The organism is Ruminococcus sp. AF37-20 (assembly GCF_003460465.1).
Lineage (GTDB): Bacteria > Bacillota > Clostridia > Oscillospirales > Ruminococcaceae > Hominimerdicola > Hominimerdicola aceti.
The window spans coordinates 137,860-150,140 of record NZ_QTVE01000004.1 but is presented as its reverse complement, the minus strand read 5'-3'; the positions used below and the strand labels follow the sequence as shown (position 1 = coordinate 150,140).

Genomic DNA, 12,281 nt, shown 5'->3' with positions numbered 1-12,281 from the left:
TAGCATATCACTGTTCCTTTTTCAAGCGTTTAGTCTGCTTCTTAATTAAATTAGCCTAAAAAACGTTTACAATTTTGTTAGGAATGTATATTGGAGAATTGTTCAAAATATGTTATAATTGATAATGGTATGACTATTTCAGCGGTATGCTGTCGCAGAAAGGATAAGATCTATGAGCATTACAATAAAAGATGTTGCCAAGGAAGCAGGTGTTTCAGTGGCGACAGTGTCAAGGGTTCTCAACGGAAGCTGTAACGTATCAGATGAGTCAACAAAAAAAGTCAATGAAACTATTGCAAGGCTCAACTATTCTCCGAATTTTCTGGGAAGAAATCTTAGAAAGTGCGAAACGAATGTTATTCTTGTAATTATGCCGACCTCTGAACATTCCCTTTATTCAAAGATAGTCATGGGTATGCAGGAATATGCAGGACAAGTTGGTTACGATATCATAACTGCAGTTTCCTATTCAACCTCGACCGCTGAAACAAGGCAGATGAATATGCTTTTTAACAGAACTGTTGACGGTGTTATCCTTCTTGGCACTCAGTATGACGCAGCTTCGCTTAATAAGCTCGCAGAGAATTATAATGTTGCTCTGTGCTGTGAGGGCGTGGAGGGCGCAAATGTGCTTACTGTCGCTGTTGACGATGAACAGGCTGCGTTTGACGCTGTCGCTGCTCTTATCAAAAAGGGTCATAAAAGGATAGGCTTTATCGGAACGAACTCTGCGGCTATCTCCTCCACTGCAAGAGAGAACGGCTATATAAGAGCATTAAAAGAATATGGCATAGAGATAAAGAATGAATATATCTATAAAGAGTCCTATGACTATGACTGCGGAGGCAGAGCGTTTGAATATTTCAATGCACTTGATGAGAAGCCTACGGCGATTTTCGCTGTGTCAGACTTGCTTGCTATCTCTGCAATGCACAAGGCAATAGATATGGGCATTGATGTGGGCAAAGATGTCGCCATAATGGGATTTGACAATATATCCATGTGTGAGTGGATAATCCCTACACTTTCAACGGTTGAACAGCCTTGCTCCAAAATGGGCGAGCTTGTTGTGGCAAAGCTTATTGAGAACATGAATAAGACTACTAAGGATAATCATTATTATACTGTTGACCACAGGATAATTTTAAGAGAGTCCACAGGCGACTAATTACTTTCGTAAAAATAGATAGGGGAGAAATAAGGCAGTTTTTCCGTAAAAACTGCCTATTTTCTGTAAGAAAGGATTTTTTAGGGCATGGAGAAATTTACAAATATACTTAAAACGATAGATGGCTATGTCTGGGGCATACCGCTTATCGTACTCATTATGGCTGTGGGAATATTCCTCACCTTTAGGCTAAGGCTTCTTCAGATATTCCACCTGCCAAAGGCACTGAAATTTATGTTTCAGAACGAAAATGGTGGCAAAGGCGAGATATCGAGCTTTGCAGCACTTTGCACCGCACTTTCCGCAACCATAGGTACGGGAAATATCGTCGGTGTTGCAACAGCCATTGGTGTGCTTTCAGGCGGACCTGGAGCGCTCCTCTGGATGTGGATAGCGGCACTCCTTGGTATGGCGACAAAGTATTCCGAGGGTTTTCTTGCTATCAAATACAGACGTATGGACGCTGATGGACACGTTTGCGGTGGACCGTTCTATTACATAGAATACGGCATGGGTAAGAAGTGGAAGTGGCTTGCAAAGGTATTTGCGTTCTTTGGTGCTTGCGTTGGACTTTTTGGTATCGGAACTTTCTCTCAGGTGAATGGTATCTCATCGGCAGTTCAGGCTTTCTTTGATCCTAAAAAGGAACATACAGTGAATATTTTTGGCGCTGACTATACATGGGCTGTTATAGTTTCCGGACTTTTGATAACTATTTTTGCCGCACTTGTTATTATCGGAGGCATAAAGAGGATCTCAAGTGTTTCTCAGGTAGTTGTGCCGTTTATGGCGGTCGTTTATATAGTTGCCTGTCTTTCACTTATTGTTATAAACATTCAGAAGCTCCCTCACGCTGTCGCTCTTATTTTTGAACAGGCATTCAGCTTTAAGGCTGTCGCAGGCGGATCTCTTCCTACAATGTTCATTGCTATACAAAAGGGTGTTGCCAGAGGAATTTTCTCAAATGAGTCAGGTCTTGGTTCGGCACCTATCGCAGCCGCAGCCGCTCAGACAAAAGAGCCGGTAAGACAGGGCCTTGTTTCTATGTGTGGCACATTTATCGACACTATCGTTGTATGTACTATGACAGGTCTTGCTATCGTAATGATGGGAAGCTACGAGGCTATCAACCCAGTAACAGGCAAGCCTTTTGAGGGCGTTGAGGTCACAAATCACGCTTTCCAGAACGGCTTCTCGTTCCTGCCGTCAATGATACCTGCATTTATTCTTATGGTCTGTCTTGTGTTCTTTGCTTTCACAACTATCCTTGGCTGGAACTATTACGGTGAAAGGTGTATGGAATATCTTTTTAACAGCAACATGAAGGTGGTCATGGTCTATAGATATCTCTATATCCTCGCTGTATTTATCGGACCATATATGACGGTTTCTGCCGTTTGGACGATCGCTGATATCTTCAATGGACTTATGGCACTGCCAAACCTTATAGCGTTGCTTGCTCTCAGCGGGGTTATCAGTAAGGATACAAGGCGTTATGTGGCGAAGTATTCCAGAGCAAAACGAATCAATAAGCTGGTAAGAGCGTAGATATCGTATTTTATATGAAGCGGAAACGGCTGAATGTTGTTTCCGTTTTTTTTATGCTGTAGGCTTAATCACCAAAAAAATGAATGATTATTTGTTGAAATCACCAAAAGTATTTAAAAGAATGTAACAGTGATTGTAACTTTGTTGACAACGATTACATTCGGTGATATAATAGCTATGTAAGAATCAAGGAAACGTTTTCTAATGAAAACGATCCGTTACGGAGGTTATATATAATGAAAAATTCCAAGCGTGTTATTGCCGGTGCAATGGCTCTCTTGTCAGCGGTGAGCGTAGCTTCATGCGGCAGCTCATCAGGCGGCGATTCAAGCAGCTCTTATGTTGATAAGGTAAAGGTAGCAAGCACCGACGATATTGCTACTATCCCTGATGGTTCGGAAAAGGAGTTGGAGTGGCTTTCTTATTTTGACATAAACCCAACTAAGAAAGAGCCGGAAAAGAGAACCGACCTTACTCTTTTTGAGGAAAAGGGCGGTAAGATCAAGTATTCTCAGACTTCATCAATGAACAAGTATGATAAGCTCGCAGCAAGACTTATGTCTAACAATCCACCGGATATGTTCTGGTATGAGCAGTCTATGACATTCCCTGCAAACTGTATCAAGGAAATGTTCCAGCCTGTTGATGATATCGTTGATTTCGACAGTGCTATGTGGAGCGATGTCAAGAACGTTGCAGAGCAGTTCACTCTCAACGGCAAACACTTTGTTGCACCTATCAACTTCCTGCCAGGTTCTGTTATCACATATGATAAGTCTATGATAGACGCTGCTGGTCTTGATGATCCATATGAGCTTTATCAGAACGGCGAGTGGGATTGGAACGCATGGTATGACATGATGTCAGAATATGTTGAGGGTGCTGCTGCTGACGAGGAAAGATACGGCGTAAACGGTTGGTTCGCACCATTTATCTTCCAGTCAACAGGTAAGACTCTTATCACATATGACGCTGATAAGGATGAGTATGTTTCAAATCTTAACGACGCTGACTTTGTAAGAGCGTCTGACCTGCTCTATGATATCGCAAAGAATGGTATGTACTATCCTGATTGGGTAGGACAGGCAGGCGACGCATTCAAGAAGAATATCCTCTTCTATGCAATGGGTCCATGGGCTTCTACCGGTACACATTCACCAAAGGACGGCGACAATTGGGGCGTAGTTCCAATGCCTAAGGATCCTAACTCAGATACGCTTTATACAACTATTGACATGAATGCGTATATGTGGGTAAAGGGTTCGACAAAGAATGACGCTATGAAGTGCTGGCTCGAGTGTGCAAAGATAGTTTATACTCAGGATACATATAAGGATATCGAGAAGGAGAAGTTCTTTGTAAACAATCCTAACTGGACAGAAGATATGTATAACGTAGCTTACGTTGACCTTGTTACAGACAAGTTCACTAAGATATTTGACCCTGGTTATGGCATTTCCACAACTCTGTCAGATAATGACGCTGCAACAAATGATACTAAGGAAGCTGTTATCCCTTACCTGTATACTTCAGTTATGAAGACAGATGAGAACGGTTCACAGTATACTTGGACACAGCTCAAAGAGCAGTATAAGGGTACTGTTGATTCAGAACTTAAAACTCTCAACGAGCAGTATCACGCATATTTGGAAAAGAATAAGTAATATAACTTGCCATATAAAGACGGACGGAATTTATTTCGCCCGTCTTTTTTTGTTGTAATGTCAGAAAAAATGTGATATAATCATAGAGTACATTAAGATTTAATTAAGAATTATGTTGAGCTGTTTTTAAAGAATGTGGCTTATAATAATAAACGTAAAAGAAAGGATCGTGCCGATATGGAGATAAAGGAGCCTGTAATCCTTGTTGTAGATGATGATAAAGATATAGTGGGAGCTATCGCAAAGCTGCTTGAAATGGAGGGCTATAAGGTAATAAAAGCCTATGACGGTCTTGAAGCTTTGGAGAAGCTCACTGAGAACAGCGTTCAGCTTATACTCATTGACGTCATGATGCCTAAGCTGGACGGACTTTCTACAATGATGAAAATAAGGGCAACGGAGAATATCCCTATACTTGTGCTTTCTGCGAAATCTGAGGATACAGATAAGGTGCTTGGGCTTTCAATGGGCGCTGACGATTACATAACAAAGCCTTATAACCCTATGGAGCTTGTGGCAAGGGTAAGAAGCAACCTGAGAAGATATATGCAGCTTGGCGCTATCGACACGGCAAACAAAACGGATATTATAGAAATAGGCGGTCTGGAGCTTGACACTCAGGCGAAAAGCTTAAAGGTTGACGGAGAACCTGTCAAGCTCACCGCCACGGAGCTTAAAATTCTTGAGCTTCTTATGAAAAACGCAGGCAGGATATTTTCTGCCGAGGAGATCTATTCAAAGGTATGGAACGAGGACGCTTATGCTGTTGAAAACACGGTAATGGTACATATTCGTCACATCAGAGAGAAAATAGAAATAAACCCTAGAGAGCCGAAATACTTGAAGGTGGTGTGGGGAATTGGCTACAAAATCGAGAAAATTTGAGCAGGCAGAATGGTTTAAGATATTCTCAGCAAAAAAGACGAGAATTATTGCATTTATCCTAGCCTGTGTTATTGCGGGCGGCTTTTGCTTGTCTTTGGTGCTTTATGCTAACAGCCATGCTGACAGCAGCAGTAAGTCTTATCTTAGATCAGAAAGCTATAAGCTGGCTTCCAATGAAATGTATGAGGAACTGTGCGTTACAGCTTCGGCTTATCTTAGATATGTTGATGAGGATTGGAACTACACTCAGCCCAGACACCTGCTCAATGACTATCTTAACTATCTTGACTATAACCGCTATAAATATAAAAAAACAGAAGACGGTATACGGCTTATAGACAGTCAATTTGATTACTATGTGGGAATTACTCAAAATGGCAAAACAATATATCTGTCAAATATAAAAGATATAGAAAACTATGACAGCGAAACGGATAAGATAGAAGCTTTTAAATCGTCACATAAGAACTATATACTTCGCCGTGATAACGAGATAATGAGCGACAGAACTTCATCAGGACAGATAGTTGACTACTATTACAATACCGCTGAGTATCTTGACACTGTGACAGAAGAATTTTATGCCGACAACCTTGTACCTGTGGGCGGAAGTTATTATGATAACTACGGCAGATATTTCTACAATTACGGCAATTATGATCCAATAGCTTTTTATAATGTTGACTCATCATACAATGCAAGAAAGGGTCTTGATTTGAAAAATGGTTTTAAATATTCAGAAAGACTGCAAGATGACGAAACAGACGGGAATTATTACAGCAGCGACGGTATTTACTATTATGATGAAGATTATGACTATGGCTTTTATGAGGACGATTACGGAAACGCATGGGCAAAATGTGAAAACCTTTACGACCTGTCTGACTATAAGGCAATAGATAATGACGATTCAGGTATAACGGTATTCTTTGCACCGAAAGCTGAAAAGCTTACGGCAATGGAAAAGGAATACACCGAGGCTTTGAATGATATGTATCGTGCAAAGCTTTTTGTGATCGTTTTTGGCGTTATTGAATTTATGCTTGTGTGCTATCTGCTCCTGATCTGTGCATATAATGCAGAGCCTGAGAGCGTTGAACGCTGGAAGCAAGGCAATTTTCTAAAAAAAGTGCCAACGGAAGTTTACCTTATCCTAATGGTATTGGCTATTACATTTGCTTTTGTATTTGTCACCTGCTGGAATTATTATGTGAGCATCACAAAAAATATTTTTGACAATGCTTTGGCTAATTCCGTTTTCAGAAATATACTTGCTGTAGCGCTGTTTGCATTGGCATATTTTGCAGGCTTCGGCTCGCTTATGGAGTTTGTTGGCAAGATAAAGACAAGAAGCATATTCAAAGAAAGCCTTATTTGCAGATCATGTAAGTTCCTATGGCGCAAGTATAAGGAAACCTCCCTCTATCACTATTTTCATGGACTTCCACTTGGAGTGAAACTATCCATAAGAACGATAGCCATAGGCGTTATACTGTTTTTGGAATCCGCTTATTATTCCAGTGCAGATGTTGAGCCGTTCTTGCTTGTTGTGGCTTTGGTACTGATGGTGTTAGATATCCGTGACTTCTCACAGCTTTCAAAGCTCAGCAAACAGATAGACAGCCTTGGAGAAGAAAAGCCTTATGAGGGCAAGATAAGAAAAACTTCGCCGGTGTATGCTGAATCTGAAAAACTTAACTCAATTCAGGATAAGGTGAGAGAGTCGGTGGAGCAGCAGATACAGTCTGAGCGTTTGAAAATAGAGCTTGTGACAAACGTTTCACACGACCTGAAAACACCGCTGACTTCTATTATCAGCTATATCGACCTGCTTAAGAAAATGGATCTTGACGATGAAGCTTCGAGCTATGTGAAGATACTTGATAAAAAAGCGCAGAAGCTCAAAGGCATTGTGTCTGACGTTTTCAGCATAGCAAAAGCCACAAGCGGCGTTGATGTAAACCTAACAAAGCTTGATTTTGTGATGCTGTTAAATCAGTGCATTGCAGACGCAGAGGACAAGATAGCTGACAGTGGCAAGATAGTAAAGATAAACATAAATGCCGACAGCGCAATGGTAATGGGCGACGGCGACAAGCTTTACAGAGTGTTCCAAAACATTGTAGACAATGCTCTGAATTACTCTATGGACGGCACAAGAATATTCCTTGATGTGTACAAAAAAGCGGACAGAATAGTATTTGCCGAGAAGAACATTTCGGCAACGCCGATAAACTTCACAGAGGAAGAGATACTTGAAAGATTTGTGCGAGGGGATAAGTCACGAACAGACGGCGGAAGCGGTTTGGGATTATCCATATCAAAGAGCTTCACGGAAGCCTGCGGTGGTATCTTCAATATCGAAATAGACGGAGATATGTTCAAGGCGATAGTCGAAATGCCGATAATTCAGGAGGATACGGCAGAGAAAACCGATGACAAAACGGAATAGTGTAAATAATAATAGCGGTGGAGAATGACCAACACTCTCCACCGTTTTTACATATACGCAATTACTATGCGTGAGATAAAATATCTGCTTTACTTTATCCCCTTTACCTTATACCCTGCGTCCGTCACCGCCTTAGAAAGCACCTCGTCAGCCACGTCCTTGTCAAGTGTGATGTAAGCGCACTTGTCCTCAAGGGAAACGTCTGCTGTAACGCCGTCTATCGCATTAAGCACCTTCGTTACTGTGCCTGTGCAGTGCGAACACATCATGCCGTCGATCTTCATTACCTTTTTCATTTTTTCGTCCTCCGTTTTAGTATTTATTTCAGCCTTTGCGGCTTTGTTTTCTCTGCCACTTTTAAAAAGATTGAGCCTTAACGCATTGGTCACAACGCAAACTGAGCTTAAACTCATTGCCGCTGCACCGAACATAGGATTGAGCTTCCAGCCAAGTAAGCCGTAGAATACTCCTGCCGCCAGCGGAATACCAAGCGAGTTGTAAATAAGCGCCCAGAAAAGGTTTTCCTTGACGTTCTTCATAACGCTCCTGCTGAGCTTGACAGCTGTAACAGCGTCATTCAGATCGCTTTTCATTAGCACGATATCAGCCGACTCGATAGCAATATCCTGTCCTGCGCCGATAGCTATTCCAACATCTGCCGTTGTAAGGGCAGGTGCGTCATTTATTCCGTCGCCTATCATGGCTACCTTTTTGCCTTGCTCCTGCAATTCTTTGATTATCGTAGCCTTGTCCTCAGGCATAAGCTGTGATCTTACTTGTGAAATGCCAAGCTTTTTCTGTATTGCTCTAGCTGTTTTCTCGTTGTCCCCTGTGAGCATTACAGTTTCAATGCCTGCCTTTTTGAAGCCCTCTATAGCCTCTGCACTTGTATCTTTTATCTTGTCTGCAATGAACAGAATGCCTGCAAGCTTGTTGTCGATCGCTACATAAAGTGGTATCTCACCATTGTCAGCGTGAGCATGAGCCGTTTCCTCAACCATCGATATGTCAACTCCACTGTTATCCATAAGCCGCTTGTTACCGATAAGAACGTTTCTGCCCTCAACAACAGCCGATATACCACCGCCTGCTGTTTCTGTGTAGCTTTCAGCAGGGGAGAGTTCAATGCCATTTGTCTTGCAGTGGCCTGTAACAGCCTTTGCAAGTGGGTGTGATGAACCGCTTTCTGCCGAGCCACAAAGCTTTTTAAGCTCTGAAACATCAAAATCACCAAACGCTTGCGCTGAAATAAGCTCAGGCTTGCCCTCTGTGCAAGTTCCTGTTTTGTCAAGAACAACAGTGTCAATGCTGTGAGCAGTTTCAAGGCTTTCAGCGGATTTTATTAGGATACCGAACTGTGCCGCTTTACCTGTTCCTACCATTATTGCAGTAGGCGTTGCAAGTCCCAATGAGCATGGGCAGGATATAACAAGCACTGATATTGCCATGTTAAGAGCAAATGCGAAGCTATAGCCAAGCAGCAGCCATACTACCAGTGAAATAAGAGCTATCGTTATAACTATAGGCACGAACACAGCGCTTATCTTGTCTGCAAGCCTTGCTACAGGCGCTTTTGAAGCAGAAGCGTCCTCAACGAGTGCGATTATCTGTGAAAGTGTTGAGTCTTTAGCTTGCTTCTCACACCTTACCTTAGCAAAACCGCCAGCCGATACGCTTGCACTCATAACTCTGTCACCCACTGCCTTGTCTACAGGTATGCTCTCGCCTGTGAGTGCAGATTGGTCAACAGTGCAGTTTCCATCAATAAGAACTCCGTCACATGGCACAGACCAGCCAGCTTTGAGCAGGAATACATCTCCCACCATTACGTTTTCCGCAGGAACTTCAACCTCCTCGCTGTCACGGATAACAACTGCCGTCTTAGGCGCAAGGCTCACAAGCTTGTTTACAGCATTAGCCGTCTTGTCTTTTGAGCGAGCCTCAAGATATTTTCCCACAGTGATAAGTGTGAGTATCATGCCGCATGACTCGTAATATAGATTCATCATGTACTCATGTGCCGAACCAAGGTCGCCCCTGCCCATAAAGTAAGCCATTCTGTAAGTGCCGTAAACACTGTATATGAATGAAGCCGCCGCACCAAGAGCTATAAGGCTGTCCATGTTAGGGGAGCGGTGGATAAGATTTTTGAAGCCGTTTGAAAAATAGTGAAAGTTTATTGCAATTATAGGCACTGTGAGCAAAAGCTGAGTGAGTGCATATATCATCATGTTTTTGTGACCTGTGAATATAGGGGGGATAGGTATGTTCGCCATGTGTCCCATGCAAATATAGAACAGCGGTATCAAAAATCCCACAGACCACCACAGGCGTTTCTTCATCTTTTTGCTTTCGTCCTGAGCCACTGCAACAGGTGATGCAGTTTTGTTCTCGTTGTCGCCTATCTCGCTTGCTCCATATCCTGCGCCCTCAACAGCATTTATGACCGCCTGAGCGTTAGTTACGCCCTCGTCAAGATCCACCGTCATTTTGTTTGCAAGCAAGTTCACGTTTACGTCCATTACGCCATTGACCTTACTCACAGCCTTTTCCACATGAGCCTGACACGCCGCACAACTCATGCCAGTTACATTGAATTTCAACTTTTTCATAGATATTTGCCTTTCTATTTAAGCTTTTTCATAAGCTCCAATACTTCATCGACAACTTCAGTGTTGCCGCTTTGTACCTCCTCTGTCATGCAGGTTTTCATATGTTCCTGCAAAATAAGATAACCGAAGCTTTGCATTGCACTTTCAACCGCTGCAACCTGAATGAGTATATCTCCGCAGTAGCGGTTATCGTCAAGCATTTTGATAATGCCGTTTATTTGTCCCGAAACTCTGCTTAGCCTATTCTTTAGCTGTTTTATTTCCTTATCATCACGGGGCGTGTGCTTGTGCCTGCAAGTGTCACAGCAGCCACATGACTTTTCTTTATCATTTCCGTCGCTCATTTTTTTGCCTCCTTACTATATCAAATACCCTTATTGGGTATCTTTTATTGCATATATATTATATACCCCTTATGGGTATTTGTCAACCATTTTTTATATTTTTTGCACAAAGCAAAAAAATATCCGCCCTCCCAAAAGGAAAGCGGATATCAATTATTCAGTTAGTAGCCGTAATACCCGGTGTCATAGCTGTAGTTGTAAGCATTTTCTTCCTGATACTGCTTGATAGCTTCGTCAATGTTTTTACAACTGCCGTAAACTATATATTGAATGAACGCAGAGTTTGCGGCAAAGTCCGGATTAAGCACGTCCATGCTGTAGATGACTTCGTTTGTGAAATAGCCGTCAGCAGGTATTCTAAGCTGCTGGATATCATATTTCATATAGTCAAAAGCATTGAGGAGCAGATTTGCGATTTCACCATCAGTAAGGTCTGTGTTTATCTCAGGAAGGACTTTGTTCAGAAGCTTGTCAAGCTGAACAAGACTGAGCTTCTTGGATTCGGTTATGATCTCTGAGATAACACGTCTTTGACGCTCGGTACGCTCATAGTCGGAATTTCCTACATATCTAAGCCTTGCAAACGCAAGTGCCTGATTTCCGTTAAGATGAAGCTTTACCTTATCCTCATCACTCTTGCCCGCAAATATGTCGTCGCTTATATAGTCAGTGCCTTTCTTGTTTTTAAGATATTTGTTCTGTTCGGCCATCGGCTTCTTCATGCCCTCGGCTTCAGCCTTTGACACTTCCATGTCGATACCACCTACAGTTTCAACTATATCTATAAACGAGTAGAAGTTCACTTTTGCGTATCTGTCTATCTGGATACCGAAATAATCCTCAATACACTGTTCAAGATACTCACAGCCACCGTGCCAGTAAGCGCTGTTGAGCCTGTTGCCCTCGTCAAACTGCGCCATGTAAATGTACATATCACGCATAAGGGAGGTCATTGTAATAGTCTTGTTCTTGGTGTTTATGGAAATTATCATCATAACATCAGTATTTCCACGGCTCTCCTCTTCTGTATCACGGATATCCTCGCCAATGAGCAGAATGTTCGTTACGTCCTCGCTGGATATTTTGGAGGACTGCTTTTGTAGCTGAGCCTTAAGCTCGTCCTCTTTTTCCTTTGCGTCAAATGTATCCGCCTCGTTTGTAAGCTCGCTGGAATTTATAGGCGCTTTGCCTGAATTTATCTTAGTGTCTTTAGTTCTGTCAAGCATTCCTGTGTAGTGGAAAAACAAACCTACGATAATGGCAATTATAATAATGAATACTACAAATATTATTCCAAGAGCAATGCCCGTCTTTTTCTTCTTGCTCCAGCCTTTTTTCTTTTTTGGTGTCTTATCCTGCTTTGGATCAGACTCATGTATCGGATCTGCTTTCTGCTGTTCCTTTGAGGGGATAGGTATGACCCCCGTAGGTCCGTTTGAGTTTGAAGCATCAAGTATCTTTCTATTTTCTATTGCATTGGATATTAGCGACTGTAAATCCTTATCTCCCTGAGTGTTGGAGGTGTTCTTGTTGTCGTTGTCCATAAAATAAACCTCGTTTCCGATTAAAGTCAGCAAGCCGGAAGTCTATAGCTCGTTTAAGCATAAT

The 12,281-nt window shown here is 42.2% G+C and carries 8 protein-coding genes; 5 read left to right on the top strand and 3 right to left on the bottom strand.

The genetic code is table 11. From position 1 onward, the window contains the following. Positions 1–172 precede the first annotated feature (172 nt). From DW015_RS04085 to DW015_RS04065, 5 genes are all read left to right on the top strand, one after another. Positions 173–1,168 carry a LacI family DNA-binding transcriptional regulator gene (locus DW015_RS04085; RefSeq protein ID WP_117904404.1) on the top strand — a complete coding sequence of 332 codons (996 nt, stop codon included), beginning with the start codon at positions 173–175 and terminating at the stop codon, positions 1,166–1,168. A gap of 87 nt (positions 1,169–1,255) precedes the next feature. Continuing rightward, complete coding sequence (locus tag DW015_RS04080) at positions 1,256–2,716, top strand: sodium:alanine symporter family protein (protein ID WP_117904402.1); 1,461 nt, start codon at positions 1,256–1,258, stop codon at positions 2,714–2,716. A 236-nt stretch (positions 2,717–2,952) separates the two neighbouring features. Then, entirely contained in the window at positions 2,953–4,380 is a 1,428-nt protein-coding gene (locus DW015_RS04075) for an ABC transporter substrate-binding protein (protein WP_117904400.1), read from the top strand. Positions 4,381–4,557: 177 nt separating this feature from the next. Further along, entirely contained in the window at positions 4,558–5,265 is a 708-nt protein-coding gene (locus DW015_RS04070) for a response regulator transcription factor (protein ID WP_117863935.1), read from the top strand. Further along, entirely contained in the window at positions 5,240–7,717 is a 2,478-nt protein-coding gene (locus DW015_RS04065) for a HAMP domain-containing sensor histidine kinase (protein WP_117904398.1), read from the top strand. Before DW015_RS04070 ends, DW015_RS04065 begins: the two co-directional genes overlap by 26 nt. An 89-nt stretch (positions 7,718–7,806) precedes the next feature. On the opposite strand, the gene DW015_RS04060 is transcribed toward DW015_RS04065, so the two are convergent. From DW015_RS04060 to DW015_RS04050, 3 genes are all read right to left on the bottom strand, one after another. Beyond that, complete coding sequence (locus DW015_RS04060; RefSeq protein ID WP_117904396.1) at positions 7,807–10,329, bottom strand: heavy metal translocating P-type ATPase; 2,523 nt, start codon at positions 10,327–10,329, stop codon at positions 7,807–7,809. Positions 10,330–10,343: 14 nt separating this feature from the next. Then, positions 10,344–10,673, bottom strand: coding sequence for a metal-sensing transcriptional repressor (locus tag DW015_RS04055; protein WP_117904395.1), 330 nt, complete (start codon positions 10,671–10,673; stop codon positions 10,344–10,346). A gap of 161 nt (positions 10,674–10,834) precedes the next feature. Then, positions 10,835–12,217: an LCP family protein gene (locus DW015_RS04050; protein WP_117904393.1), complete on the bottom strand. Its 1,383-nt coding sequence runs from the start codon at positions 12,215–12,217 to the stop codon at positions 10,835–10,837. Between the last annotated feature and the right edge of the window lie 64 nt (positions 12,218–12,281).